The sequence below is a fragment of the Arthrobacter sp. MDT2-16 genome (assembly GCF_054510925.1).
Genome location: NZ_JBTNDP010000008.1, coordinates 159,946 through 183,805 on the forward strand (window position 1 = coordinate 159,946; position 23,860 = coordinate 183,805).

General features: G+C 70.3%; 29 protein-coding genes. 18 read left to right on the top strand and 11 right to left on the bottom strand.

Going from position 1 to position 23,860, the window contains the following annotated elements; all coding sequences use genetic code 11:
* Window positions 1-118 precede the first annotated feature (118 nt).
* The 3 genes from ACX80N_RS14555 to ACX80N_RS14565 are packed head-to-tail and all read right to left on the bottom strand — an operon-like array spanning window position 119 to window position 2,105.
* Window positions 119-814 carry a DUF3618 domain-containing protein gene (locus ACX80N_RS14555; RefSeq protein ID WP_105032101.1) on the bottom strand — a complete coding sequence of 232 codons (696 nt, stop codon included), beginning with the start codon at window positions 812-814 and terminating at the stop codon, window positions 119-121.
* Complete coding sequence (locus ACX80N_RS14560; RefSeq protein WP_105032100.1) at window positions 811-1,263, bottom strand: phage holin family protein; 453 nt, start codon at window positions 1,261-1,263, stop codon at window positions 811-813. The genes ACX80N_RS14555 and ACX80N_RS14560 overlap by 4 nt, the downstream gene beginning before the upstream one ends.
* Window positions 1,263-2,105, bottom strand: a complete 843-nt coding sequence (locus ACX80N_RS14565) for a hypothetical protein (protein WP_459339959.1) — start codon at window positions 2,103-2,105, stop codon at window positions 1,263-1,265. The genes ACX80N_RS14560 and ACX80N_RS14565 overlap by 1 nt, the downstream gene beginning before the upstream one ends.
* A 444-nt stretch (window positions 2,106-2,549) precedes the next feature.
* Here ACX80N_RS14565 and ACX80N_RS14570 point away from each other — a divergent pair, with 444 nt between their 5' ends.
* The 6 genes from ACX80N_RS14570 (at window position 2,550) to ACX80N_RS14595 (ending at window position 7,603) form a co-directional block, all read left to right on the top strand.
* The gene (locus tag ACX80N_RS14570; RefSeq protein ID WP_459339960.1) at window positions 2,550-3,011 is read left to right on the top strand and encodes a DUF4383 domain-containing protein; all 462 of its coding nucleotides are present in this window, start codon (window positions 2,550-2,552) and stop codon (window positions 3,009-3,011) included.
* A 194-nt stretch (window positions 3,012-3,205) separates the two neighbouring features.
* Complete coding sequence (locus ACX80N_RS14575; protein ID WP_459339961.1) at window positions 3,206-4,240, top strand: iron-containing redox enzyme family protein; 1,035 nt, start codon at window positions 3,206-3,208, stop codon at window positions 4,238-4,240.
* Window positions 4,237-4,497 carry a CDGSH iron-sulfur domain-containing protein gene (locus ACX80N_RS14580; protein ID WP_459339962.1) on the top strand — a complete coding sequence of 87 codons (261 nt, stop codon included), beginning with the start codon at window positions 4,237-4,239 and terminating at the stop codon, window positions 4,495-4,497. Before ACX80N_RS14575 ends, ACX80N_RS14580 begins: the two co-directional genes overlap by 4 nt.
* 118 nt (window positions 4,498-4,615) lie before the next feature.
* Window positions 4,616-5,365 (top strand): LamB/YcsF family protein, encoded by a 750-nt coding sequence (locus tag ACX80N_RS14585; RefSeq protein WP_459339963.1) that lies wholly within the window; start codon window positions 4,616-4,618, stop codon window positions 5,363-5,365.
* Complete coding sequence (locus tag ACX80N_RS14590; RefSeq protein WP_459339964.1) at window positions 5,352-7,007, top strand: 5-oxoprolinase subunit B/C family protein; 1,656 nt, start codon at window positions 5,352-5,354, stop codon at window positions 7,005-7,007. The genes ACX80N_RS14585 and ACX80N_RS14590 overlap by 14 nt, the downstream gene beginning before the upstream one ends.
* A gap of 221 nt (window positions 7,008-7,228) precedes the next feature.
* Complete coding sequence (locus ACX80N_RS14595) at window positions 7,229-7,603, top strand: GNAT family N-acetyltransferase (protein ID WP_459339965.1); 375 nt, start codon at window positions 7,229-7,231, stop codon at window positions 7,601-7,603.
* A gap of 10 nt (window positions 7,604-7,613) precedes the next feature.
* Here the strand turns inward: ACX80N_RS14595 and ACX80N_RS14600 are convergent, their stop codons facing one another.
* Together ACX80N_RS14600 and ACX80N_RS14605 are read right to left on the bottom strand one after the other, a co-directional pair.
* The gene (locus tag ACX80N_RS14600) at window positions 7,614-7,910 is read right to left on the bottom strand and encodes a MoaD/ThiS family protein (RefSeq protein ID WP_459339966.1); all 297 of its coding nucleotides are present in this window, start codon (window positions 7,908-7,910) and stop codon (window positions 7,614-7,616) included.
* A gap of 11 nt (window positions 7,911-7,921) precedes the next feature.
* Entirely contained in the window at window positions 7,922-9,016 is a 1,095-nt protein-coding gene (locus ACX80N_RS14605; protein WP_459339967.1) for a WD40/YVTN/BNR-like repeat-containing protein, read from the bottom strand.
* Between the two features lie 197 nt (window positions 9,017-9,213).
* On the opposite strand from ACX80N_RS14605, the gene ACX80N_RS14610 reads away from it, so the two are divergent.
* On the top strand, window positions 9,214-9,645 hold the full coding sequence (locus tag ACX80N_RS14610; protein WP_459339968.1) for a hypothetical protein: 432 nt from the start codon (window positions 9,214-9,216) through the stop codon (window positions 9,643-9,645).
* A 223-nt stretch (window positions 9,646-9,868) separates the two neighbouring features.
* Here ACX80N_RS14610 and ACX80N_RS14615 read toward each other — a convergent pair whose 3' ends face one another.
* Window positions 9,869-10,201 carry a histone-like nucleoid-structuring protein Lsr2 gene (locus tag ACX80N_RS14615; RefSeq protein WP_105032089.1) on the bottom strand — a complete coding sequence of 111 codons (333 nt, stop codon included), beginning with the start codon at window positions 10,199-10,201 and terminating at the stop codon, window positions 9,869-9,871.
* A gap of 311 nt (window positions 10,202-10,512) precedes the next feature.
* On the opposite strand from ACX80N_RS14615, the gene ACX80N_RS14620 reads away from it, so the two are divergent.
* Window positions 10,513-13,152 carry a LuxR C-terminal-related transcriptional regulator gene (locus ACX80N_RS14620; RefSeq protein ID WP_459339969.1) on the top strand — a complete coding sequence of 880 codons (2,640 nt, stop codon included), beginning with the start codon at window positions 10,513-10,515 and terminating at the stop codon, window positions 13,150-13,152.
* Window positions 13,153-13,194: 42 nt separating this feature from the next.
* Here ACX80N_RS14620 and ACX80N_RS14625 read toward each other — a convergent pair whose 3' ends face one another.
* Window positions 13,195-14,217 carry a sigma-70 family RNA polymerase sigma factor gene (locus ACX80N_RS14625; protein WP_459339970.1) on the bottom strand — a complete coding sequence of 341 codons (1,023 nt, stop codon included), beginning with the start codon at window positions 14,215-14,217 and terminating at the stop codon, window positions 13,195-13,197.
* Window positions 14,218-14,341: 124 nt separating this feature from the next.
* Here ACX80N_RS14625 and ACX80N_RS14630 point away from each other — a divergent pair, with 124 nt between their 5' ends.
* The 9 genes from ACX80N_RS14630 to nagB all read left to right on the top strand — a co-directional run bounded on the left by ACX80N_RS14630 (window position 14,342) and on the right by nagB (window position 20,347).
* Window positions 14,342-14,890 (top strand): dihydrofolate reductase family protein, encoded by a 549-nt coding sequence (locus ACX80N_RS14630; protein ID WP_459339971.1) that lies wholly within the window; start codon window positions 14,342-14,344, stop codon window positions 14,888-14,890.
* A gap of 14 nt (window positions 14,891-14,904) precedes the next feature.
* A complete protein-coding gene (locus ACX80N_RS14635; protein WP_459339972.1) occupies window positions 14,905-15,207 on the top strand; it encodes a DUF4287 domain-containing protein in 303 nt (100 codons plus the stop codon).
* 31 nt (window positions 15,208-15,238) lie between these two features.
* Window positions 15,239-16,123 (top strand): DUF4031 domain-containing protein, encoded by an 885-nt coding sequence (locus ACX80N_RS14640; RefSeq protein WP_459339973.1) that lies wholly within the window; start codon window positions 15,239-15,241, stop codon window positions 16,121-16,123.
* 94 nt (window positions 16,124-16,217) lie between these two features.
* A complete protein-coding gene (locus ACX80N_RS14645; protein ID WP_459339974.1) occupies window positions 16,218-16,859 on the top strand; it encodes a MerR family transcriptional regulator in 642 nt (213 codons plus the stop codon).
* 5 nt (window positions 16,860-16,864) lie between these two features.
* On the top strand, window positions 16,865-17,869 hold the full coding sequence (locus ACX80N_RS14650; RefSeq protein WP_459339975.1) for a hypothetical protein: 1,005 nt from the start codon (window positions 16,865-16,867) through the stop codon (window positions 17,867-17,869).
* The gene (locus ACX80N_RS14655) at window positions 17,866-18,264 is read left to right on the top strand and encodes a DUF2834 domain-containing protein (RefSeq protein ID WP_105032081.1); all 399 of its coding nucleotides are present in this window, start codon (window positions 17,866-17,868) and stop codon (window positions 18,262-18,264) included. The genes ACX80N_RS14650 and ACX80N_RS14655 overlap by 4 nt, the downstream gene beginning before the upstream one ends.
* 44 nt (window positions 18,265-18,308) lie before the next feature.
* Entirely contained in the window at window positions 18,309-18,707 is a 399-nt protein-coding gene (locus ACX80N_RS14660) for a hypothetical protein (RefSeq protein ID WP_459339976.1), read from the top strand.
* A 185-nt stretch (window positions 18,708-18,892) separates the two neighbouring features.
* Window positions 18,893-19,540 (top strand): hypothetical protein, encoded by a 648-nt coding sequence (locus ACX80N_RS14665; RefSeq protein WP_459339977.1) that lies wholly within the window; start codon window positions 18,893-18,895, stop codon window positions 19,538-19,540.
* Between the two features lie 30 nt (window positions 19,541-19,570).
* A complete protein-coding gene (gene nagB, locus ACX80N_RS14670) occupies window positions 19,571-20,347 on the top strand; it encodes a glucosamine-6-phosphate deaminase (RefSeq protein WP_459339978.1) in 777 nt (258 codons plus the stop codon).
* A 10-nt stretch (window positions 20,348-20,357) separates the two neighbouring features.
* Here the strand turns inward: nagB and ACX80N_RS14675 are convergent, their stop codons facing one another.
* Together ACX80N_RS14675 and ACX80N_RS14680 are read right to left on the bottom strand one after the other, a co-directional pair.
* Entirely contained in the window at window positions 20,358-20,951 is a 594-nt protein-coding gene (locus tag ACX80N_RS14675) for a hypothetical protein (RefSeq protein WP_459339979.1), read from the bottom strand.
* Window positions 20,952-21,008: 57 nt separating this feature from the next.
* The gene (locus tag ACX80N_RS14680; RefSeq protein ID WP_105032076.1) at window positions 21,009-21,632 is read right to left on the bottom strand and encodes a GyrI-like domain-containing protein; all 624 of its coding nucleotides are present in this window, start codon (window positions 21,630-21,632) and stop codon (window positions 21,009-21,011) included.
* A gap of 156 nt (window positions 21,633-21,788) precedes the next feature.
* Here ACX80N_RS14680 and ACX80N_RS14685 point away from each other — a divergent pair, with 156 nt between their 5' ends.
* On the top strand, window positions 21,789-22,424 hold the full coding sequence (locus ACX80N_RS14685; protein ID WP_459339980.1) for a maleylpyruvate isomerase family mycothiol-dependent enzyme: 636 nt from the start codon (window positions 21,789-21,791) through the stop codon (window positions 22,422-22,424).
* 8 nt (window positions 22,425-22,432) lie between these two features.
* Here the strand turns inward: ACX80N_RS14685 and ACX80N_RS14690 are convergent, their stop codons facing one another.
* Together ACX80N_RS14690 and ACX80N_RS14695 are read right to left on the bottom strand one after the other, a co-directional pair.
* Window positions 22,433-22,741 (bottom strand): hypothetical protein, encoded by a 309-nt coding sequence (locus tag ACX80N_RS14690; RefSeq protein ID WP_459339981.1) that lies wholly within the window; start codon window positions 22,739-22,741, stop codon window positions 22,433-22,435.
* 67 nt (window positions 22,742-22,808) lie between these two features.
* Window positions 22,809-23,726 carry an aromatic alcohol reductase gene (locus tag ACX80N_RS14695; RefSeq protein WP_459339982.1) on the bottom strand — a complete coding sequence of 306 codons (918 nt, stop codon included), beginning with the start codon at window positions 23,724-23,726 and terminating at the stop codon, window positions 22,809-22,811.
* Between the last annotated feature and the right edge of the window lie 134 nt (window positions 23,727-23,860).

Sequence of the window (23,860 nt, forward strand, 5' to 3'; positions counted from 1 at the left end):
CGTGCCGCTGTGCGGCCCGCAGTGCCGCTGTACGGCGCCGTCGTCGTGTGACAGGACAGACGACGACGGCGGCCGCCGGGAGTGTCCCGGTAGCCGCCGTCGTTCGGTGAGCGGTGTGTCAGCTCTGCTTGACGGTCGACGTCGCGTCCTGGGCGCTGCCCTTGACGTCGCTCGCAGCCTGCTGGCCCTCGTTCTTCACGTTCTGCACCGAGTCGGTGGCCGACTCCTTGAGGGACTGGACGGCCTCCTGCGCGGGCTCCTTGATCTCCTCGACGACCTGCTTCGCGGCCTCGGTGACCTTCTCCTTGAGCGGAGCGGCCTGCGACTTCAGCTGCGATGCCGCCTGCTGCTCCTTCTGGCTGGCCGGGATGATGCTGGCGACCAGCAAGCCGGCTCCGAAGGCGATCAGCCCGGCGGCGAGGGGGTTGCCCGCGGCCTTGCTGCTCAGCTGACGGGGTGCTCCCTGCACGGCCTGGCCGGCGTGGTGTGCCTTGTCCAAAGCGCTCTCCTTCACGGAGCCGGCGCCCGACTGGGCGTGGCCCATTCCGCTTCCGGCCTTGTTCTTCGCGTGTCCGGCCTTATCAGCAACCGTGTCCTTCACGTCCTCGGCCTTTCCGAGCACGGAATCCTTCACGTCTTCGGCTTTGCCCATGACGGTCTCCTTCACATTGCTGAAGCTGTGCTTGACCTTCTCGGTCTGACGGTGCGCGATGTTCGCGGGGTTCACTTTGTCCGCAACGGCGTCGACGTCCGTACCCAGTTCCTGGCGGGTGCGTTCGATATCTGCGCGGATCTCGTCGGGTGTCTGGCTCATCGTGTCTGCTCACCTGGTTTCAGTGTCGGCGGAATTTCTTTGATGGTCTCCGCAGTCTGGGGGAGACCCTTGACCTTCTGGACTTCCTTCTTGCCCTTCATCGCCAGCACTGCGGCGATGATGCCCCAGATGACGGCGACGATGAGGGCGGCCCAACCGATCGGCATGAGCGCGGCGAGTCCGTACATCAGGGCGAGGGAGAGGAACAGGAGGACGAAGTGACCGCCGACGGCGGCACCGGCGAACATGCCCGCACCCTTGCCCGCGTTCTTCGCCGACAGGGTGGCCTCGGCCTTGGCCAGGGCCACTTCCTGACGCATGAGCTTCGAGAGGTCCTTCGTCACCTCCCCGAGCAGTTCGCCCACCGAGGCGTTGGCGGAACGCTGCTCCGCCTCCGTCGGCAGGGGTGCAGCGGCCTGGTGCGCGCCGCCCGTGTATGCCTCACTCATCAGCGCAGGCTCCCGTCATTCGGGAGGGTGCCCACAGGAGGCGTTCCCGGCGGGATGGTGGGGTAGTCGTCCGTGGGGTCGACGAAGGCCGGGCTGGACTCGGCGACGTGCTGTCCGCGCGTGGTCTCGCCGAAGCCGGCGGAGGCGGGGGTGCCGCTGTAGGCGTCCGAACCCACCTCCGTGTACCCGGGGTAGGTGCCCGTGGTCGACGTGCCGGTGGAGGCCGCGCCCTGGCTGCCGGAGGTGTTGTCCGAACCGGGGTTGCCCGTGAGGCCACGCGTCAGGCGACCGACGACGAGGCCGGTGCCCGCGGCGATGGCGAGGAAGGTGCCGGGCTTGCGGCGGGCGTAGGACTTGACGTCCTCGAGGATGTCGGAGGCGTCGCGGCCTTCGAGCCAGCTGGCGGCGGACCCGGTGCGCTGCGAGGCCTGCTGCACGAGGCTGGAGACCGTGTGGTTGTCCGACTTCTCGGCCATGGACTTCAGTTCGTCGGCGATGGCGCGGATGCCCTCGGTGAGCTTCTGCTGCTGCGATCCGGCCTGGCTCTTGACCTCGGAGGTCACCGTGCCGAGCAGGTTCTTCGCCTGCGAGCCGGCCTCGGCGGCCACGTTCTTCGCCTCGGAGGCGGCGGTGCCGGCCACGTTCTTGGCGGCGTCCTTGCCCTCCTGGCCGACCTGCTTGGCCTGGTCCTTCGCGACGGAGGTCTTCGAATCAGCGGAGCCGGAGTTGCCGCCGGTGGTTCCCGTGGTGCCGACCTCGGTCGCCCCGAGGTTCGAAGTGGACGACTCGTTGCCGGTCGTGGAGGGGACCAGGGGATCCTGCGGCCAATTCTGCGTAGTCATGGTTCTTCCTAACGTTGATATTGCCGTTATAGCGGACGCTCCAGCGTGTGCTCGATGCAATGGTGCGGCATCCCATGCTGGCCGTATGACCAAAGCTAAGCATGCTTACATTCATTCACGCAAGCTCTTTTCCCAGATTCCGCAACTTCAAAATAAGTAGACTTAGTACCTTTCGGAGATCCTAGAGGTGCCCCTACCGTAGAAGCAACAGGACCTCGTGCGGGCGCCTCCAGAAGGAGCGGACCCGAGACCGGGGGGCCGACGTGGGGAGGGAGCACCCGTGTTTCTCCGTCATACGCGCCGATGCCGCCGCCCACGCACCCCGATGCGCGGTCCTACGGCACCACGGAGATCCCGAACACCGTGGAGAAACTCGCCGGCACCGTCCAGGACAAACTGAACCGCGAATAACCGTTCGCGCTACCCGAAGAGAAGGAGATCCTGATGGCAAATACGAACAACCGGACGGTGGAGGGTGGCAAGACGACCCTCCAGCGCGCCGCACAGGCCGTAGGCATCGTGTTCCTGCTGGTCGGAATCCTGGGGTTCATCCCGGGGATCACGTCCAACTACGACACGATGAGGTTCGCCGGACATCAGTCGGAGGCGATGCTGCTCGGTATCTTCCAGGTCTCGATCCTGCACAACATCGTCCACCTGCTGTTCGGCATCGCGGGTCTCGCCATGGCACGGACCGTCTCGGGAGCACGCTCGTACCTGCTGGTCGGCGGCATCATCTACGCCGTCCTGTGGATCTACGGCCTCTTCATCGGGCAGGAATCGGCGGCCAACTTCGTCCCGGTGAACAGCGCGGACAACTGGCTGCACTTTCTCCTGGCCGTCGGCATGATCGGGCTGGCCCTCGCCCTGAGCCGTGGCTCCCGCGACACGGCCAGGCGCACCTAGGAGCCGTGTACCCCTGACGGGGTGACGCACGCTTCCGGGCCCGTCCTGCCGGAAGCGGCGACGACGCCGGAACCCGTGGTACGCCTGTACCGCGGGGCCGGCGTCGTCGTCTGCCCTGTGGTGTCCACCACGTCGTAGGGGGGAAGTATGCTGGCCCCGGCCCGGTGGGTCGTTCCCGACAGAAGAGGTCCTCGATGAAGCAACCCGCACCGCGTGGCGAAGCCAGCACCCTGCTCCTGGCCGTCCTCACCGGCACCGTCGACTCCCCGGGGGACGCCCTCTCCCTCCTCGAGTCCGCGGTCGGGGCCGCGGTGACACGGACGCCGGACATCCTGCACGACGACGACCTCCAGCTCGCTCTCTTCTGCCTCTACGAGCTCCACTACAGCGGAATCGAAGGCGCGGGCGACGACTGGGAATGGAATCTCCGACTGCTGGGTGTGCGGCAGCGCATCGAGGTGGCTTTCGAGGCGCGCGTGCGGGACGAGGTGGTGCTCGGCGAGCTGCCCGATGTGACCGGTGAAGCCGTCTGCGCGGAACTGTTCCGCATGACCGCCGGGGATTCCGGCCCCAACATGTCCCGCTTCGTCGCGAGGACCGCCACGGACGACCAGCTGCGCGAGTTCCTCGTGCACAGATCCATCTCCCAGCTCCGGGAAGCCGATCCGCACACCTGGGCCATCCCCCGCCTCGCAGGACGGGCGAAAGCGGCCCTGGTGGAGATCCAGGCCGACGAGTACGGCAACGGCCTGCTGGCGCGCATGCACTCGTCCCTTTTCGCCCGGACCATGCGCGAGCTCGGGATGGACGACACCTACGGCGCCTACCTCGATGCCGCGCCGGCCATCACGCTGGCGAGCAACAACCTGATGTCCCTCTTCGGTCTCAACCGTCGACTGCGGGGTGCGATCGTGGGGCATCTCGCCGCCTACGAGATGACGTCGTCCCAGCCCAACCGACTGTACTCCCGGGGCTTCACCCGGCTCGGTTACGGTGAGGCCGCCACCGCGTACTTCGACGAACACGTGGAGGCCGACGCCGTCCACGAGCAGATCGCCGGCCGCGACATGGCCGGTGGGCTCGTCGAGTCCGATCCCCATCTCCTTGCCGACGTCCTGTTCGGTGCAGCGGCGGCCCTCGCCGTCGACTCCATCATGACGGAGCGGATCATGGCCGCCTGGGAGGACGGCCGCTCCTCCCTGCTCCCTTCCGAGGCGATGGCCCCATGAGCGCCGACCTGAGGAACGAGGAGCGGGACCCCGCGCCGGGGCGCCCGCTGAACTCGGGTGCAGCAGCTCCGGTGTCCGTCGTGGCCTGCCCCGATGGACCCCTGCTGGTCCGCGGCGACTTCGTGCTCGTCGGAGCGGACGGCGAGGAGCTGCCCCGTACGCGCCGGACCGTGGCACTATGCCGGTGCGGGGCGTCGACGCTGAAGCCGTACTGCGATGGTTCGCACAAGTTCACGGGCTTCCGGTCGGACGTCTGATCCCAGCACGGCCGCGGAAGGCCGGGCGGCTCGAAGGGTGCACGCGGCTCAGCCTCCGGTCGACCGGTACATTCCGATCACGGCATACTGACGGGAGCGACCAGGAGGGGGTGCGGCAATGGACCTGAACAGCGACGTGGGGGAGTCCTTCGGGAACTGGACGTTCGGTCATGACGCGAGCATCATCGGGTCGGTGTCCAGCGCGAATGTGGCCTGTGGGTTCCATGCAGGAGACCCGGCCGGCATCCGCGCCACCTGCTCCGCCGCCGCCGCCGCCGGCGTGACCGTCGGCGCCCACCCCGGGTACCGCGACCTCGCCGGATTCGGGCGGCGGTTCATGGACGTCGACCCGGGCGAACTCACCGACGACGTCGTCTACCAGGTCGGGGCACTGCAGGCCCTGGCCCGTGCTGCCGGAACCTCCGTGCAGTACGTCAAGCCGCACGGCGCGCTGTACAACACCATCGCCGTCCACGAGCGGCAGGCCCGCGCCGTGGTCCGGGCGGTCCGCGAGGTCGACGACGCAATGCCGCTGCTGGTGCTCCCCGGCTCCGTGATCGAGACCGAGGCCCGTTCGGCAGGACTGCGTACGGTGGCCGAGGCCTTCGCCGACCGCGCCTACCAGCCCGACGGCGCGCTGGTGTCCCGGCGTGAACCCGGCTCGGTCCTGCATGCCGAGGCGGAGGTCGTCGAGCATGTCCTGCGCATGGCGACGGACGGCGAAGTGGTGGCGATCGACGGGTCCCGCATCCGCATCTCTCCCGAGAGCATCTGCGTGCACGGGGACACACCGGGCGCCGTCGCCATGGCCGCGGCGGTCCGCCGGGCCCTCGTCTCCGCGGGCGTGGACGTCCGTGCCTTCGCCTGACGCCGCGCCCGGTGGCACGGGCGGACCGGATCGAGCTCTCCGAGCCGTCGGTGACCGCGCCCTGCTCGTGGAACTGCCCGGCCTGTCGGAAGTGCTCAGCGTGGAGGCGCAACTGCGGCAGCACCCCGTCGAGGGTCAGGTGGACGTAGTCGCCGCTGCGAGCACTGTCCTCGTCACCGTCGAGGACCCATGGCAGGTCGCCGCCCTCGAGGCCCGGCTCCGCACGATCGATCTCTCCGTGGCCGCTGCGCTGGACGACACGCTCGTCACCATCGAGGTGCGTTACGACGGCGAAGACCTGGCCGACGTCGCCGCGCGGACAGGACTCAGTGAGGAGGCCGTGGTCGCTGCTCATACGGCAACACCGTGGGTAGCCGCCTTCGGCGGCTTCGCGCCGGGTTTCGCCTATCTAACCGGCGGCGATCCGCGGTTGGAGGTCCCGCGGCGGGATTCCCCCCGGACAGCCGTCCCTGCTGGCTCGGTGGCGCTCGCCGGCCCGTTCTCGGCGGTCTACCCGCGGGAGTCGCCCGGCGGCTGGCAGCTGGTCGGACGGACCGACGCCGTGCTGTGGGATGCCCGCCGGACGGATCCGGCGCTGATCAGGCCCGGCAACAGGGTCCGGTTCACCGTCGTCCGCGAGCTCGTCATGGTCCGGGCGCCCGCGCCGGCCGGCGGCGCAGCGGCTCCCGCCCCTGAGGGGTCGACGCGCCAGACCGCGGATGACGGGGAGGGTGCCCGCGACGTGTCGGCTCGTCGGGCGGAGGCCGGGCTCACGGTCGTGACGCCGGGCCTCTCCAGCACGCTCCAGGATCTCGGCCGTCCCGGTCTCCTGGCTCTGGGCGTCGCCGAGGCGGGAGCACTGGACCGCGCGGCCTCGCGGCAGGCGAACAGGCTGGTGGGCAACACCCCCGGCGCCGCGGTGATCGAGAGTGTCAACGGAGGCCTCGTGCTCGAGGCCGGGGAGGACCAGGTGCTGGCCGTCACCGGCGCCGACGTCGGCCTGGTCATCGGGATGCCGGACGACCAGGAGCGCGACGCTCCCCTGTGCGCGCCCTTCCTCCTCCGCGCGGGTGAGGTGCTGCGGCAGTCCCCGCCGGCGTCGGGGCTGCGCACATACACGGCCGTCCGGGGCGGCTTCGCGGCGGAGGAGGTGCTGGGCAGCCGCTCCTCCGACTCGATGTCGGGGCTCGGCCCGCCCGCACTCACCGCCGGGATGCAGCTGCCGGTGGGGCAGCCGGCCCCGAGATCGGCGGTCGGCGACCCTGAGGAGCCGCGGCCGGCACGCACGCCCGAAGTGCTGCGCGTGCTCCCCGGTCCTCGTGACGACTGGTTCGACGACGGGCTGGCGCGCCTGTGCGGGACCGTATGGACCGTCACCGCGCAGTCCAACCGGATCGGCCTCCGGCTCGACGGGCCGGCCCTCGTCCGGACCCGGGCCGGGGAGCTGCCGAGCGAGGGCACCGTGCGCGGCGCACTGCAGGTACCGCCGTCGGGCCTGCCGGTGCTGTTCCTCGCCGATCATCCGGTCACGGGCGGATACCCGGTGGTCGGCGTCGTCCCCGCTGCCGACCTGGACCGTGCGGCGCAGCTCGCACCGGGGTCGACCGTGCGGTTCCTGACCTGCGGATCGGGATCGGGCTGAGGGCGAGGCGATGGACCAGCAGGTCCGGGCCACCCCTCCGGTACTGTGCCCGGGCCAGGCAAGAGCGCCAGCGCAGGCCGCTTTCCTCACGACAGCCCGATGCCCCGTCGATCCGGGTGGCGAGTGCGAGGAAGCGGTGCACGCAGAGTTTCGCCGTCGGAAATGCTGCCGAAACGGCTTCTGCGTAGCGTGGGGTGCACCGTACATTTCAGGAGGCTGCCATGCAGACGCTGCGGGTTCGACAGGTTCCCTGGGCCAATCCCGTGGGCATCGGTCTGCGGGAGGCTCTCCGTGCGGAGCGTGACCGCGGCCGCTCACCCGTGCCCCTGCCGGCCGCAGTGGACGACGGCGCCGGTATCGCCGTCTTCCTCATCGCCTACGAGCTCGCGACCGGACAGCCCGTGGGATGCGGAGGGCTGCGGCTCCTGGAGGGCTCCCATGCCGACATCGACTACGTCTACGTCCTGCCGTACGCGCGCTGGTCCGGCGTGTCGAGGGCGATCACCGAGGAGCTGGCGTCCTGGGCGCGGGGACACGGCATCACATCGGTGGGTCCGGGCGACGCGCTCGAGCAGCTGAACGCCCTGCGGCTCTAGCGATCCGGCCCTAGCCCCCGGCCACCGACTGGATGATCATGACGGTGGCACCTCCGGGCACCGCGGTTCCCAGCCCGTCCAGGCGGCGGACGTCCTCGCCGTCCACGTAGATGTTCACGTAGCGCCTGAGGGCCCCGGTCTCCTCCCGGATGCGCTGGTCGAGCAGGGGGCGTCCCTCGCCCAGGCCGTCGAGCAGTGCCGAGACGTCGCCGTCATCGGGCACGCTCATACTGACCTCGCTCCGACCGTCGATGTACGGACGGAGGAGCGTGGGGATCAGGACGGTCACGGAGTTCGTCGCGGCCACGGCGGTACCCATCAGGCCGGGACGACGGCGGCACGCACCGAGAGCACGTCCGGCAGGTTCCTCGCCACCTCGCGGAAGGTGCGGCCCTCGTCCGCGCTCGCATAGACGGCCCCGCCGCGTGTGCCGAAGTACACGCCCGCGACCTCCGCGGTGTCCACGCAGGCGGCGTCGCGCAGGACCGCGTTGTACTCCGCCGTCGGCAGCCCGGCGTCGCCGGCCTCCCAGGTCGCGCCGCCGTCGTCGGTCCGGTGCACCTTCAGATGCCCGTCGGGCGGGATGCGCTCACCATCGGCCTTGAGCGGGATGACCCAGGCCGTGCCGCTGCGGCGGGGGTGGGACAGCATGACGAAGCCGAAGTCCGCCGGCAGGCCCTCGGCGATGGACTGCCACGAATCCCCGCGGTCCGTGCTCGCGTACACCCCGTGGTGATTCTGCGCGAACAGGCGGTCGGGGTCGACGGCGTCGCGGGCCACCTTGTGCACGCACTGGCCGAATTCCGGATTCGGGTCGGGCATGAAGGGGGCACTGATGCCCCTGTTGCGGGGCTGCCAGAAGGTTCCGCCGTCGTCGGAGCGGTAGACGCCGCCGGTGCTCATGGCCACATGGACCGTCTCGTCGACGGGACTCGGCAGGACCGTGTGGGCGGCCGCCCCGCCGAACCCGGCGCCCCACTCGCCGCGGTGGGGGTGGTCCCACAGACCGCGGTTCAGCTCGAACGTCTCCCCGTGGTCCGTGGACTTCCAGACCGAGATGGGCTGGCACCCGGCCCAGACCACGCCGGGGCGGTGCTCCGCGTCCGGCTGGATCTGCCAGATGCGCTCGAGGGCGGCGCCGTCGTCGCTCCCGAACCGGATGCTGCCCTCCCGGGGTTCGGTCCAGGTCTCACCGAGGTCGTCCGAATGCGCGATGCACGGCCCGAAATGCCACGACATGCGTCCGGCGAACAGGCGCGTGCGCCCGCCCCGCGTGTCGATCCCGACGCTCGGGATCTCCTCCATCAGGAACTTCGGTTCGGAGAGCGTCCACGTCTCGCGGTCGGGGCTCGAGGCGAGCCACAGACCTTTCTTCGTGCCGATCGCGAGAAGGGTCGTTCCGGCTGCTGACATGGCTGCCCCCGTTGGCAAGTCCCGGCGATCCACCGGGTGTCTGGTATGGATCTCCCGGGATGATGTCACCGACCACTCGATTTGTACAGGTTCGACTACCCGCTTCTGTCCGTAATCGTCCGGCGGCGGATGCGGCCGTGCCAGAGTTGGGTATTCGGTCGTCGGGAGTGGAGACCTGTGCATCCTGGAGGCAGTGCGTGAGTCGGACCGTCCCCGGCAACGCCCTGTCCCAGGGGTGCCCCGGCACGTGGCATCTGCCCGCGGCACGCCGGCATTGCGACGGGAAGCACTGCCTCGAGGCGCAGGCGGGGCTGCTCGTCCTCCGGTGGGAGACCGGGTCCCTCCTGACCCTCGCCGACGTCCTCGCGGCCCTCGACGCGATCCGGGATCTGTCCGAGGGCCATCTGCTCCCGCTCGTCGTGCACCTGCAGGGTCTGTCGGGGATCGACGTCGATGCACGGGCCCTGCTCGTGGACGGGTCACTGACGTCCCGCATCGGCTTCGTGGGGACCGGGCCGGTGGACCGTGTCCTCGCGGCCTTCCTCGAACCCGCGCTGTGCGAGAGCCGATACTTCGACCATCCCGAGGCCGCCCGCACCTGGGCGCTCGCCGCCTCACCGGGGAACTGACGCTCCTCCGGCAACGCGAATCAGGCGCCTTTCCCGGTCATCGGCCATGCTCGGGTCGGGCACGGCGGGTAACGCGCCGAATTCCGATATCCGCGGCACGCGGTCGGGATGTTCCGGACCGGGGACGGACGCAGGGGATTGCTTCCGGAGGGCGGGGAATTACCCCCGTTCCCCGCGGACCGTGCCGACCCCCGAATTCGTGGAAGCAGTCCGCCGTGGGACGTCAGCGGCTCTCGTTGTAGGCGTCGATGATCGATTGCGTGATGCGGCCGCGGGAACTCGGGTTATAACCGTTGTCCTGTGCCCACTGGCGGATCTGCTGGGTGTCCTCGCGCTTCGAACGGGACGATGCCTTCGGGCTCGCGGACGCCTGCTTACCGGTGCCTGCCTTGCGCCCCTTGTCCACGTACCCGGAAAGGGCGGCCCGCAGGGATTCGGCGTTCTGTTTCGTGAGGTCTATCTCGTAATTCGTGCCGTCGAGGCCGAATCGGACGGTTTCCTGGGCTTCTTCACCGCTGAGGTCATCGACCAGTTGAACCTGTACGCGCTGTGCCATCGCATTCTCCTGCATTGTCCGGATGAATTCATGACCCCCAGAATCCGACCTTATACCGAGGTCCCCGTTTGTTCGACATCATTCGGCACCGGTGGATGACGAATTCCCTCTCGCGGGGATAAACGCCACCGCCACCCGGAGGCATCCCGTGGCGGCCGCGAATTCGGTATTCGCGACGTGCGGGGTATCCGCACCCGGTGCGTCACTTCGTCATACCCGGTCCGTTCCCTTGGCCAACCGTCCGCCCCGGGAGCACACTTGGTGCACCCGGGTCGGCGCGGGCCCGGTGTGCTGACGCTGGGGAGGTGTGCATGGCCGTGACGGGCGTCGTGCGGCGTAAGACCCGGGTCCCCGAGCAGGACGAGCGCGAGATCCCGCGTCCACGCCTGACCGACTGTCTCGACACCCTGCTCGGACGGGGCGCACGGATCCTGCTGGTCACGGCCGCCGCCGGATTCGGCAAGACGGCCGTGGTCGCTGAATGGGCGCGGCTCCGCCTTGCCGCTGGAGACCTCCTCGCATGGGTGTCCCTCGATCCCTCCGACAACAGGCCTGGACGGTTCTGGTCCCTGCTGGGCACGGCGCTGACGGGGAAGCAGGACCCGGAGCCGCAGGGGCCCGCCGCCGCCGCCGCGCGGACGGCGAGGATCGACGCCCTGATCGAGGGCTGCACACGGAACGACACCCGGGTGGTTGTGGTCCTGGACAACTGTGAACACCTCACCAACCGCGCGCTGCTCGTCGACCTCGACTACTTCATCGAGCGGACCCCCGACGACGTGGTGGTGCTGCTGTGCGGGCGCAGGACGCCCGACCTCCGCTGCCTGTACAAACTGGACCTGGCCGGGGGAGTCCAGCGCCTCACGCAGCAGGACCTGGTCATGCGCCGACGCGAGCTGCGGAGGCTCTTCGCGCCGGCCCGGTCCGACGTGGACGCGCTGCTCCAGGCCACCGAGGGATGGACGGCCGCCGTCGCGCAGGCGCACCGCGCCGTGGTGCCGGACGCGCTGTATCGGAGCGGACCTCACAGCGCATCACTCCTCGAGAAGCTGTGCGGGCCGCTGTTCCGGTCCTACCGGCCGGCCACCCGGGAGGTTCTCGCGGTGATGGCGCTGATCGAGCCCTTCACCATCGCGGACCTCGAGGTCGCGCTGGACCGCTCGGACGGCGCGCACCTCGTGGCCCGTACCACTCTCGAGACCGGCATGGTCGTGGCTGAGCGGGACGGCGGCGCTCCGGAGCGGTTCCGGCTCCACCGCCTGCTCGCCCGCTGGATCGCCGAGGCCGTCCCGACGCCCGACTGGCCGGATGCCGGGCCGCTTCATGCCCGGATGGCAGGGCATCGTCTCCGGCAAGGCCACCATGCCGCGGCGCTCCGCCACGCCGCGAAGGCACACGACGCCGCACTCCTGCGGCGGGTAGTGACCGTCTCCGGGTTGCACCTGCTGTGGGGGAACGATCTGCGGACACTGGCGTCCGTCCTGAAGGAGATCGGTTCCGCGGCGTCTCCGGAGCTCGCCGTGCTCGAGTGCCTCCTCGCGCTCGCGGAGGGCGACCCCGGAAGGGCCGCGCGGACCGCGGTCCGGCGGGGGCGCCCGCCGGACGGGGGCCTGCCCGCCGAGGAATCATGCGAGCTTGCTTCTCCGTTCGACGTGCTGAACCTCGGGTTGGAGGCGCAGTTGCTGCTGCCGGAGGGGCGTTCCGCCGAGGCGGTGGTGCTCCTGGAGCGGTTGGATCTCGAGGCCGCACCTCCCGACGTGCAGCTCTTCGTCCTGAACGTCCAGGTGGCGGCCCTGATCGCGGAAGCCAGGGTCCCCGAGGCCACGGCGCTGGCCCGGAGGACTCTCGAGGCCGCAGCCAGGCGTGTGAATCCGGGTGCTGTGATCGACGCCGGCACGGCGAGCGCCTCGCTGGCCACGATCAGCGAGGACTTCGCGGAAGCGGCAGTCCAGGCCGCGACCGCGATCCGCCGCGGCGAGGAGCATGGCCTGCGGTACAGTCCGAAGCTCCGGCCGGCCCACCTGATCGCGGCATGGGCTGCGTTCCACGTCCTCGACGACCGCGGCGCGGCCCTGCACAACGCCTTCGTGTTCAAGACGTCGACGGCGGCGCCCGTCGTCTCCCACTCCTCGGCGAAGCTGGCCCTGATCCTCGCCTTTCCCGGCTCCGACCGGCGTACGGAGATCGCCGACGAGTTGCTCGACAGGGTCCGCTTCGACCTCGGGCACGGGGCGTACCCTCCGGACGCCGCGCTCTGCGCGCTGCAGGTCGCCGAGATGATGCTGTTCCTGCGGCGCTCCGACGACCTCACGCAGCTCAAGCTGGATCTGCGCAGGAGCCAGGGCGCCAGCGGGGAGCTCCACACGATCTCCGCCTGGGAGTTCCTGGCGTCCGGGCAGCACGCCCGCGCACGTCAGCTCCTGACGAGCGTCACCTCGGAGTTCGTGACGAGCCGGAGCCGTGTGGGGCTCGTGACCGCATGGGCCCTGCTGGCGCGGCTGGACCTCCTGGAGGAGCGCACCTTCAAGGCGCGGGAGTCGCTCGAGCGGGCACTGGCCATCGCGGCCCGGCATCGGACGGTGCGCGGCTTCGCCCTCGCCGGGGACGCGGTGCGGCAGTCAGTGGAGCGCGACCGCCACCACTACGCCCGGTACGCGCGCGAGATCGACATGATCGGACAGCACGTCCCCCAGCCCGCGGCGCTCATCGGGCCCCCGCTGACCCCGCGGGAGGAGGAACTCCTGGCCCTCCTCCCGACCTTCGCGACGGTGGAGGAACTCGCACACGACCTGCAGATCTCTACCAACACCGTGAAGACCCACATCCGGGGGATCTACCGGAAGCTCGGCGTCGGCACGCGCAGGGAGGCTATCGCGGCGGCTGGCCGTCTCGGCCTGGTCGCGTCCTCCACCGGCCCCGTGCACGTCCTGCGCCCGAGCACTGTCCGCTGAGCCGCGCGGTGCGGGCGACCGTCATCCACCGACCGGTAGCAGCTACACCCTGCCGGCGGCCTTCCGCTCGTCGATGACCGGCGGAAGCCCGAACTGCTCGAACATCTCCGGGTACAGGAAGTTGTGGTGGCCGATGATGCGCTCGCCATCGGTCTCGATGACCTGGATGGCCCACGGCTCCCAGAGCCCCGGTTCCACGAGGTGGTAGTTCGCGAACCCTCCGGCGCCGTTGACGTTCAGGGGGATCAGGCGCCCACCCTCGCACACGCTGCCCTTCCCCACGAACCAGGCGATGACGTCGTCGGGCCCGGCGAGCCACAGGTCGAAGGGCGGCATGGAGAGGACGACGTCGTCGCGCAGCAGCGACACCAGGACGTCCATGTCGTAGGACTCGAACGCCCGGAGGTACTTGGTGAGCAGGACCTTGTGCGCGGGATCCTCCAGGGGCATGTGCGTGGACGGCTCGTAGCCGGCCATCGTCTTGCGGGCGCGCTGCAGCGCACTGTTGACCGAGGCCGTGGTCACCTCGAGGAGCGCGGCCACCTCGGCCGCGGACCACCGGAGTACCTCGCACAGGATCAGCGCGCTGCGCTGGAGCGGAGGGAGGTGCTGCAGGGCGGCCACGAAGGCCAGCCGGATGGTGTCCCGCGCCTCGGCGACGACGGCGGGGTCGCCCGAGGGGTCGATCACCCGCTCGTCGGGAATGGGCTGCACGAACACGCGCTCGGTGAGCGGGGCGCCGAGCACGGCCTCGGCCGTAGGGGTGGACGGGCCGAGATCCATGGGCCTGGCCCGGCGCTGGGGGCTGCGGAGCATGTCCACGCACACGTTGTGCGCTATCCGGAACAGCCACGTGCGCAGGGAGGACTGACCGGCGAACGACTCCCGCTTCGACCACGCCTTGATCATCGTCTCCTGCACCGCGTCCTCCGCCTCGGACGCGGCGCCGAGCATCCTGTAGCAGTACCCGGTGAGCTCGCGGCGCGAGGCCTCGAGCTGTCGGTCGAAAGGCGTGTCCTCGGCGGTCTCCGGCACTGTTCCCCGGGACGTGGTGGCGGGCTGCATGCATCCGAGCGTAACGACGGTGGCACCCGTGCGGGAGGTGGCCGGCGGGAAAAGTTCCGCGTCATCGATGATTCGGTGCTCCCCATGGCGTCTACTGGGGAAACCGCCACCATCGGGAGCTCTTATGCGCAGACTCACAGCAGGCCTCTTCTCCTCCGTCGACGGAGTGGTCGAATCACCCCACCTCTGGCAGTTCGACAGCTTCGACGCCGAACTGGGCGCCGGGATGGGAGCGATGATCGATCGGGTGGACACCGTCCTCCTCGGGCGGCACGGGTACCAGGAGTGGGCGGAGTTCTGGCCGGTCGCCGACGCCGGGGACCCCTTCGGGCGTTTCATCAACCCGGTGCGCAAGTACGTCGCCTCCCGAACCCTCGAGGGCCCGCTGGGCTGGACGAACGCCTCCCTCATGGACGCGCCCCTGGAGGAGTTCGTGCAGTCCCTGAAGCAGACCGAGGGTGGCGACATCGGCATCTGTGCCGGCATCTCGCTCGTCCGCCAGCTGCTCTTCGCGGGCCTGCTCGACTCGCTGACCCTGATGATCCACCCCGTGGTCGCGGGCACCGGGCGGCACCTCTTCGAACCGACGGATCCCGTGACGAAACTGGAGCTGCAGGACGTGACCAGCACCAGCAGGGGCAATGCCCTGGCCACCTACGGCCGCCGCGACTAGGAAGGAACAAAACCATGTCATTCCAGGCATATCTCGACGCCATCGAGGGCAAGACAGGACTCACCCCACGCCAGCTCGTCGATCAGGCCAGGGAGCGCGGCCTCGATGCTCCCGGCACGAAGGCGGGAGAGATCGTCACCTGGCTCAAGGAGGACCACGACCTCGGCCGGGGCCATGCCATGGCGCTGGTACACGTCATCAAGAACGGCGCGACCATCAGCGGGAAGCACGTGGGGTCCGACGGCGCCCACGGGGACGCCTCGACGGAGTTGTGGCTCGACGGCAAGGCCACCCGACCGGGATCCGCGACCCCCTGACGGGACGGGCTGCGCGCCTAGACTGCTGGGCATGGCCGTCCTCATCGATCCACCGTCGTGGCCCGCGCACGGGACCGTCTTCTCCCACCTCGTCTCGACGTCGTCACTGGAGGAACTCCACGCCTTCGCCGAGGCGGCGGGCATCCCGCGGCGCGCCTTCGACGAGGACCACTATGACGTCCCCGCCCGTCGCTACCGCGAACTCGTCGAGCGCGGCGCGCAGGAGGTGAGCGGGGCATCCCTGGTGCGGGCGCTCATCGGGAGCGGCCTCCGGGTTCCTGCACGACGGCGGGGCCCGAAGCTGAGGGCCGCGCTGGTCACCCGCTGGGCATCGCTCCTCCCGGAGAATCCTGCCCTTGGCGAGGATCTGCTCGATCGCTGGGCCGAACCGCACCGCAGGTACCACACGCAGACCCACCTCCTCGCGGTACTCGAGGCACTCGATGTGCTGCTGCAGGCGGGCGACCTCCCACTGCGGCGGACCGTGCTCCTCGCCGCGTGGTTCCACGACGCGGTCTACGAGGGAGTGGCCGGTGAGGACGAACGCGCCTCCGCGGCGCTCGCCGTCCACCGGCTCGCCGCCCTGGGCCGACCGGCGGCGCAGGAGGTGGAGCGTCTCGTGCTCCTCACCGCGACGCATGACCCCGCGCCCGAGGATCGCGCGGGCCGGCTGCTGTGCGACGCCGACCTCTCCGTGCTCGGCGGGCCGGAGGCCGACTACCAGCGCTACCTCCTTGCCGTCCGGGAGGAGTACGCCCATATTCCTGATGCAGCATTCGTCGAAGGACGCCGCGCGGTGCTGCAGCGGCTCCTGGCGCTGGAGCCGCTGTTCGGGACCGCGGAAGCGCAGACGCTGTGGGCGCCGCGTGCCCGTGTGAACATGACGCGGGAGCTCTCGGTACTGACTCCGGGATGAGTGCGGAACGGGGAATGGTGGTCTATACGATAGATGGGTGCTATCAGGAATATGGACATATTAACTATCCGATAGTTATGGTATCCGTATGCGGATGGCCCAACTCAGTGAGACCAGTTCGATCCCCGTCGCGACGATCAAGCTCTACCTCCGGGAAGGGCTCCTCCCCCCGGGAACGAGGACGGGACCCAATCAGGCGCAATACGGCCCGCCGCATGTCCGTCGGCTGAAACTGATCCAGGCCCTCGTCAGGCTCGGGCGGCTGAGCCTGGCCGCAGCAGGTGAGGTCCTCGATGCCATCGACTCGGACCTGCCACTCATCCAGACGCTCGGCATCGCGCAGCGCGCTGCCACCCGGGCGGTGGACCGGGAGAGGATCCGCCCTGCCGATCTCGACCGCGTCGACGCGCTCATCGCGGATTGGCACGTGATACCGGGAGGCTGCGGCCGCTTCGATGCCGCGGCCGCGGTCACCGCCCTCCAGGAGTCCGGCCTGAAGGTCACCGACGACTGGTACCGGCGCTACGCCGCTGCGGCCCTCGCCGTCGCCGAGGCCGATCTCGACCTGGTGGATGCCCAGGAGGCTCGGAGCGCGAAAGCCGAGACGGTCGTCGTCGGCACGGTGCTCGGGGACGCACTGTTCGCCGGGCTCCGCCGGGCGGCCCAGGAGCACGTCTCCTACACCCGGTATGCCGCAGGCGTCCGCAAGCAGCCTTCGCCCCGAAACCCAGGGTAGAACTGATGTCACAGGCCCTCGCCGCAGGTCGCCGGCTGTCGTCCGGCGTTGCCTGGCACAGCCCGTTGTTGTTCCTGGCCGCCCTCATGGCCGTCACCGGTCTTGTCAGCCTGATCGGTCTCGTCGTCGACCCCCGTGAGCTCGTCGGGTCACCCGCGTGGGCCAAGCCCCTGAAATTCTCGGTCTCGTTCGTCCTCTATGCCCTGACGCTGTCCTGGCTGATCGGTCAGGTGACTTCCGCGCGGCGCCTCGCGTGGTGGCTGGGGACCACGGCGACCGTCGCCGTCGTCGTCGAGATGATCATCATCGTCGGCGCCGTGCTGGCGGACACCACGAGCCACTTCAATGTGACCACCTCGCTGAGCTCGGCACTCTGGAGCATCATGGCGGTCTCGATCATCGTGCTCTGGCTGGCGTCGCTGATCGTCGGCATCCTCCTGTTCCGGGTGAAGGCCGCCGATCCCGCGCGATCCACCGCCATCCGGGCCGGGGTGGTCCTCGGCCTCACCGGCATGGCCCTCGGGTTCCTGATGACGGCTCCGACGGCGGCGCAGCTCGACGACTGGCAGGGCATCTCCGGCGCCCACACGGTCGGGGCGGCCGATGGCGGGCCGGGCCTGTTCCTCCTCGGATGGAGCACCGTGGCCGGTGATCTCCGCGTGCCCCACTTCGTCGGCATGCACGCCCTGCAGCTGGTGCCGATCGGGGCCATCCTGCTCGAAGCGGCGGCGCTCCGGGTCGCAGTGCTGGAATCGAGCCTGGTCCGGCGGCGCATCGTCCGGGTGGTGGCGGTGCTGTACGCCGCGGTCCTCGCTGTCCTCACCCTGCAGGCCATCATGGGGCAGTCCGTGGTCCGCCCGAGTGCGGACATCGCCCTGGCATCGGTGGCCCTCGTGCTCCTGGCCGGCGTGTCGATCGCGGTCATCCTCGCCCACGGCCGCAGGAGCGGCCCAAGCGGACCGGCGCCATCTCCTCCCGCCACTCGGGCGGCCGCCGGCGGATCGGCATGAGCGCGCGTCCCGGGGGGCCGCTGCCCGCCCGCACCAGGGCGGTCGTCGTCGTGTACGGGATGCTGGCCGCCGTGGGCCTGCTCGGCACCTGGTACTTCAACCTCTCGTACCGGGGCAGCGACGGCTCCTACCTCGAAGCGTGGTTCGCGAACGCCGCCGGCGCATCGGCGGCCGTGGATGTGATCGTCGCCGCGACGGTGGCGTGCATCTTCTACGCCGTCGAAGGACGCCGGCTCGGGTGGCGCCGGCGGTGGGTGCTCTTCGTCGCGCTCACGTTCGCCGTCGCCCTCGCCTTCGCGCTGCCGCTCTTCCTCCTGCTGCGCGAACTCCAGCTCGCGCGCCGGAGCACGTCCGCGTCGGCCCCCGTGCAGGCGCCGTCACGGCATACGGGCTGACGCGCCCCCTTACCGCAGTGTGGGTCGCCCGTTACCATCCAGGCATGACACGACGCAGCATCACCCGGACCATGCGTGGCCGGGACGCGACAGCGGTACCCGCCGCCCTCCTGCTGATCGTCTCCGCCTTCCAGGCTGCGCTCGCACTCGGGGCGCCCTGGGGCTCGGCCGCCTACGGCGGTGCCCACCGGGGCACGCTGCCACGGAAGTACCGGGTCACCAGCGCCGCGGCGTCCCTCGCGTACGCGGCCCTCGCCCTCGTGACCCTCGATGCGCGAAGCGGAGGGCAGGCCCGACGCCGGGTCCTCACCGGGGCCGCGGGCCTGATGGGTGTAGGGACGGTCATGAACCTCGCCTCCCGGTCGCGCGTGGAGCGGGCCATCTGGACACCCGTCGCGGGCGCCCTGGCCGCGACCCTGCTGCGGGCCGCCCGCAGGACCTAGGACCACCGAGGAGAACGGCACGGGCTCGGTCGATGTCGCGCTCGCCGCCCTGCGGGAGCCTGTCTGCGCCTGCCTCCAGCACATCATCGACACGGCGCGTGCGGTCCGCCCCGACGCCGTGAACGGCGTCCCGGTACCGGCTCCTGCCCCTGGCCATCGCCCCCGGAGACGTCGATCATGGAGGCATGACATGGCGTGCCCGGCTCGGTGCCACAGCACTCGCGGCGATCCTCCTCGCGGCATGCGCATCGCCGGGTGGTCCCGGGAGCGGAACGGCATCCGGCACGGCGCACGGCCCGATCGATCCTGCGGGGACCTCCGCGCCCGGCGCTCCACCGGCTGACGGCGAGGTGATCGCCGAGGGCACCGTGCTACAGATCGACGACGGGCTCCCCCAACTCTGCCTCGGCGGGGTCATGGAGTCCTACCCGCCCCAGTGCAGCGGGCCGCCGATCATGAACTGGGACTGGGACCTTGCCGGCGGATCCGAGACCGCATCGGGGGTCACCTGGGGTGCCTACGCTGTGACCGGAACGTGGGACGGTACCACCTTCACGAGGACGGGCGTTCCGATCTCCCTGGCGCTCTACGACAGGGCGCCCATCACGGACCCGATGGCCGGCAGGCAGGGGACGACGGGGCAGGCCGAGCTCGACCGCATCCTGCAGGACATCTACTTCCGTCACGCAGGCTATACCGTGACCGCCGGGATCGAACGCGGTTTCGTCGTGGTCACCGTCATCCACGACGACGGCTCCTTCCAGGAGAGGATGGACGCCGAGTACGGGCAGGATGTCGTCGTCGTGCTGTCCGCGCTGAGATCCCACGGCTGATCGGACGGCATCATCGAAAGGGGAACCCCGGTGCAGATCATCCTCTGCGACTCCGCCGAGGAGGTGGGGCGGAAGGCTGCCGACCTCGTCGAAGCGAGGATGAGGCAGGGGCCGGCCGTCCTCGGCCTGGCCACCGGGAGCTCGCCCGCCTCCACCTACGCCGAGCTCATCCGCCGGCACCGGGAGGAGGGCCTGAGCTTCCGCGACGCCACCGCCTTCACGCTCGACGAATACGCGGGACTTCCCGCCGACCATCCGCAGTCCTACTCCTCGACGATCCGCCGGGAGTTCGTGGACTCCGTGGACCTGCCACTCGCGCGGCTGCATACGCCGAGGGGTGACGCCGGGGACCTCGTGGCCGAGGCCGTCCGCTACGACGCCGCGATCGTCGACGCCGGGGGTGTGGACGTCCAGCTCCTCGGGCTCGGCGCGAACGGGCACATCGGGTTCAACGAGCCGACGTCGTCCCTGCGGTCCCGCACGCGCGTCAAGACGCTTTCCAGCGCCACCCGCGAGGCGAACGCCCGCTTCTTCGAGGACGACGGCGAGGAGGTGCCGAAGCTCTGCCTCACGCAGGGCCTCGGCACCATCGGCGAATCCCGGCAGGCGGTCCTCGTGGCGCTCGGCACCACGAAGGCATCGGCCGTCCGCGCGATGGTGGAAGGGCCCGTCAGTGCCTTCTGCCCGGGCTCGGTCCTGCAGCTGCACCCGAAGGCCGTCGTCGTGCTCGATCCCGAGGCGGCGGCCCGGCTCACCCTGCTGGAGTACTACCGCGAGGCCCAGGCCCTCGACGACGAGCTGTCCTGACGGCGCGGACCTAGCGTGACTGCAGGGCGTCGAGCGCGACGGCCATGGCCGCTGCCACCCGTCCGTCCAGCCGCGCACCGGGGACCGTGACGAGGTACCGGTCCCGGAGGGACTGTCCGCGTACTGACGTCAGGACGGTCTGCCCGGCCTGGTCGACGAAGTCGAAGTGGAAGCGGAACGGGGACGGGATGGCCTCGAGGACAGGCGCCATCTCCCAGATCCGTCGGCCGATCGCCACGCCAACACTCCGCTCGCTGCCTCTGGCCTGCACGCCCGCCGCCTCCAGGTGCCAGGTGGAGCGCAGCAGCGAAGCGCCGAAGTCCTTGCGGAAACTCCCGATCGGCTGCCCGGCGGCGTCCAGCACGTCGTAGGTGGCACCGACGTCCAGCCGTTGCCGGGCCTTGAAGGAGAACAGGGGCGTGGTCCGCGACTCGTCACGGTAGAACGTGACCTGCTCCTTGAATGCCGCCCGCTTCTGCTGCGCGAAGGCCAGCAGGTCCCCGGGCTGTCCGTCGGCACCGACGGCGCGTACCTCGTAGCGGTTCACCATCATGGTGATCTTCTGCGCCACCGTGAAGCGTTCGACGCCGTCTGCCAGATCCATGTCCACCCTGTTCCTGTCGGTCCCGGATCCCGCGGTCCGCGGGAGCTCTACCCGAGCCTAGCGAGGTGCCCGGGGTGTGACGGGCTGCCGGAGGATGGTCCGCAGCTTCCCGGGGGCGGTGCGCCGCGCATCGCTGAGGTAGATCTCGTGGTGCTTCCCGGTCTCCTGCAGCGCGTGGGAGGGGATGAAGTCGCCGTGCAGCGCCTCGAGCACCGGCCCTTCGTCGTCGTACGGGCCGAGGTGGAGGGTCTGGACCGACAGCCCCTCCTCGAGCGGTTCGAGGCGGAGCGCCTCGAGTGCGGGCGCGCCGCCCTTGCGTGCGACCGTCCCGCGCGCGGTCGCCAACTGCTCCGGCGTCGTCCACTCCGGCACCATGATCATCACCGTCCACGCCCAGCGCGACTTGTCCCGGGCGACGGTGAAGGAGTCCATGTCCTCCGACCACCAGAGGGCCTCCAGGGGCATCACGGTGTAGTCCCGGCCGAGGTCGCCCTTGCTGAGGAACTTCAGCGCATAGGCGACGGGGTAGAGGGTGGTGATGGCGTCCCGGTAGGCCTCCGACGTGTTCGGGTCACCCCGGCCGTCGATCATGAGGAACTGCAGCACCGGGACCGTCACCACCTCGAACCGGCCCCGCGGGGCGGTGTAGGTGCCCACCTGCTTCCTGAGATCGAGCTTCATCCGCGGCATCTCCTGACGGTGGTTCCACGACGGGTGCTCGTACACTAGCGCAGGCGCACGGCGTCGGGCACGGGCGGGAACGGCACCTCGGGCCACCGATGATCCTGCGGCCCCCGCACCGTCCGAGTAGCAGGACGAATTATGGGAGGGCGGGCGATGCGCAGGAACTGGGAACCGGTCCACGAGGAACGGCGGGCTCTGGCAGAGGACCTGGCGCTGCTGACGGAGCGGCAGTGGGACACGCCGTCGCTGTGCGGGGGGTGGGACGTGCACGACGTCGTCGCGCACCTGGCCGGTTCGGCCGCCACCACGCGACGGAGTTTCTGGACCTCCCTCATCCGGTCCCGCTACGACTTCGACCGCGCGAACGCGCGGGAGGTGGCCGCCAACCGGGGGACCACGCCCGCGGACACCCTCGAGCGCTTCCGGGCGACGGTCACCAGCACGACGACGCCGCCCGGTCCCTTCATCCCGCGCCTCCTCGAGATCGTGGTCCATGGCGAGGATATCCGGCGGCCCCTCGGTCTTCCCCGTCCGCCGCTCCCGCCCGGCGTGGAGGACGCCCTCGCGTACCTGGCGCGGGACGGACTCTCCGGGGGCAGGAGTCGCCTCGCCGGCCTGGCGCTCACGGCCACCGACGCCGGGTACACGGTGGGGTCGGGGGAGGCCGTGCAAGGGCCCGCCCTCTCCCTGCTGCTCGCAGCCTCGGGGCGCCCCTCCGGTCTGGAGGAGCTGCGCGGACCCGGCCTGTCGCTCCTGGCGGGGCGGATGGGCGTGCGCCCGGTCCCCTGACCGGCGCGCTATCCCGCCGGATCCCTGCCGATCACCACTGTCGCGCCCAGGTCCTCGCAACCCTCCGACCAGGACCGGAAGCCGGCGTCCAGGAGCAGGCGGATGCAGTCCTGCTCCTGGACCTCGCCCACCTCGGACAGCACGTACCCGCCGGGCGCCGGCCATTCGCGGGCCTCCCGGGCCACCCGCCGCTGCAGCTCCAGCCCGTCCCGCCCGCCGTCGAGACCGACCCGCGGCTCGTGCTCCCGCGCCTCGGGCTCCGCGGCGTCGGAGCCGGCACCGACGCCGGCAGCGGCGTCCTGGTGGCGGTGCGGCATGGAACGGCCCTTCGTCGAAGGCGGCCAGGCATCGGGAGGATTGCGGCTACACAGGGATCGGCGGTGATCAGGCCGCCGCGGTCCGGGGCTCCGCCCGCCGGTGGCCTTCGAGGATCTCCCGGGCGGACGTCCATGCGCGGACTCCGTACCTGTCGTTGTCCAGCACGTGGAAGGCGCCGTCCCCGCTGAACATGTTGCCGAAGTACTGCATGCCCTGCCATGCGGGGTACAGGTCCTCCGAGTCCCTGGAAAGGGCCTGTCCCGTGCGTGCCATCAGGCGCAATGGACCGATGCCGCCGGCGTAGAGCAGGCGGTAGGGCTCGCCGTCGAGGCCTGTCATGATGCCGGCGAGGTCCCGGGAGGACACCGTGTCGCCGGCGATGCGCAGGAAACGCGGTGCGTCCCGGTCGAGGGCCGCATGCGCGGTGTAGGCCGCGACGTCGTCCTTGGTCGTGAAGGCCATGGGCTGGTCCGCGTCCCCCCAGTAGAGGACCCTCCTCCGGCCGAACAGGATCAGGGGCGCCACTCCCGTGAGCATGTCGGCGAACGCCCCGTTGAGCACCGAGGTGGCGCGGAGGGGCGCGGCATCGAGGATGGCCCGGAAGTCGCGTCGGAGCTGGAGGTTGCGGTTGGACCCGTCCCTGATGGTGGTGTGGTCGAGGGAGAAGTCCGAGGGCACGAACCGCGGGACACCTGCGGCAACGGCGGCCATCAGCAACCGGGTCTGGGTGTCCAGGATGACGGGCGCGAGCCCGCTGAGCGCGGAGACGACGGCGTCCGCACCCCCGACTGCCCTCTTCAGGCCGTCGGCGTCGCTGTAGTCCACGGGCAGGACGTCCGCGCCGAGCGAGCGTAGCCCGCGCGCCTCCGGGTTGCTGGAGGCCCTCGTGATGACCCGGACCTCGGCCCCCTGGTCCAGCAGGGCACGGGCGATCCGTTCACCGAGGTCTCCGGTGGCTCCTGCAAGGGCGATCGTTTGGGGCACGGTGATCCTTCGGTCGAGGGTTGGCTGGTGACCGGCCGACTTCGGCGCGGTGGACTCTTCTCACAGAGTAGGTGCACCGCGCAATCCGCCGTCCGCGGGTGAGGCCTGCCCGGGGCGTTCCCGAGCCGGGATAG

Coding starts and splice junctions, on each gene's coding strand:
- ACX80N_RS14685 (WP_459339980.1), top strand. CDS start 21,789: ATGCGCAGGAACTGGGAACCGGTCCACGAGGAACGGCGGGCTCTGGCA.
- ACX80N_RS14635 (WP_459339972.1), top strand. CDS start 14,905: ATGTCATTCCAGGCATATCTCGACGCCATCGAGGGCAAGACAGGACTC.
- ACX80N_RS14565 (WP_459339959.1), bottom strand. CDS start 2,105: ATGACTACGCAGAATTGGCCGCAGGATCCCCTGGTCCCCTCCACGACC.
- ACX80N_RS14690 (WP_459339981.1), bottom strand. CDS start 22,741: ATGCCGCACCGCCACCAGGACGCCGCTGCCGGCGTCGGTGCCGGCTCC.
- ACX80N_RS14650 (WP_459339975.1), top strand. CDS start 16,865: ATGTCACAGGCCCTCGCCGCAGGTCGCCGGCTGTCGTCCGGCGTTGCC.
- ACX80N_RS14585 (WP_459339963.1), top strand. CDS start 4,616: ATGGACCTGAACAGCGACGTGGGGGAGTCCTTCGGGAACTGGACGTTC.
- ACX80N_RS14675 (WP_459339979.1), bottom strand. CDS start 20,951: ATGGATCTGGCAGACGGCGTCGAACGCTTCACGGTGGCGCAGAAGATC.
- ACX80N_RS14655 (WP_105032081.1), top strand. CDS start 17,866: ATGAGCGCGCGTCCCGGGGGGCCGCTGCCCGCCCGCACCAGGGCGGTC.
- ACX80N_RS14570 (WP_459339960.1), top strand. CDS start 2,550: ATGGCAAATACGAACAACCGGACGGTGGAGGGTGGCAAGACGACCCTC.
- ACX80N_RS14620 (WP_459339969.1), top strand. CDS start 10,513: ATGGCCGTGACGGGCGTCGTGCGGCGTAAGACCCGGGTCCCCGAGCAG.
- ACX80N_RS14555 (WP_105032101.1), bottom strand. CDS start 814: ATGAGCCAGACACCCGACGAGATCCGCGCAGATATCGAACGCACCCGC.
- ACX80N_RS14640 (WP_459339973.1), top strand. CDS start 15,239: ATGGCCGTCCTCATCGATCCACCGTCGTGGCCCGCGCACGGGACCGTC.
- ACX80N_RS14595 (WP_459339965.1), top strand. CDS start 7,229: ATGCAGACGCTGCGGGTTCGACAGGTTCCCTGGGCCAATCCCGTGGGC.
- ACX80N_RS14665 (WP_459339977.1), top strand. CDS start 18,893: ATGACATGGCGTGCCCGGCTCGGTGCCACAGCACTCGCGGCGATCCTC.
- ACX80N_RS14680 (WP_105032076.1), bottom strand. CDS start 21,632: ATGAAGCTCGATCTCAGGAAGCAGGTGGGCACCTACACCGCCCCGCGG.
- ACX80N_RS14625 (WP_459339970.1), bottom strand. CDS start 14,217: ATGCAGCCCGCCACCACGTCCCGGGGAACAGTGCCGGAGACCGCCGAG.
- ACX80N_RS14615 (WP_105032089.1), bottom strand. CDS start 10,201: ATGGCACAGCGCGTACAGGTTCAACTGGTCGATGACCTCAGCGGTGAA.
- ACX80N_RS14560 (WP_105032100.1), bottom strand. CDS start 1,263: ATGAGTGAGGCATACACGGGCGGCGCGCACCAGGCCGCTGCACCCCTG.
- ACX80N_RS14605 (WP_459339967.1), bottom strand. CDS start 9,016: ATGTCAGCAGCCGGAACGACCCTTCTCGCGATCGGCACGAAGAAAGGT.
- ACX80N_RS14580 (WP_459339962.1), top strand. CDS start 4,237: ATGAGCGCCGACCTGAGGAACGAGGAGCGGGACCCCGCGCCGGGGCGC.
- ACX80N_RS14630 (WP_459339971.1), top strand. CDS start 14,342: ATGCGCAGACTCACAGCAGGCCTCTTCTCCTCCGTCGACGGAGTGGTC.
- ACX80N_RS14645 (WP_459339974.1), top strand. CDS start 16,218: ATGGCCCAACTCAGTGAGACCAGTTCGATCCCCGTCGCGACGATCAAG.
- ACX80N_RS14575 (WP_459339961.1), top strand. CDS start 3,206: ATGAAGCAACCCGCACCGCGTGGCGAAGCCAGCACCCTGCTCCTGGCC.
- ACX80N_RS14660 (WP_459339976.1), top strand. CDS start 18,309: ATGACACGACGCAGCATCACCCGGACCATGCGTGGCCGGGACGCGACA.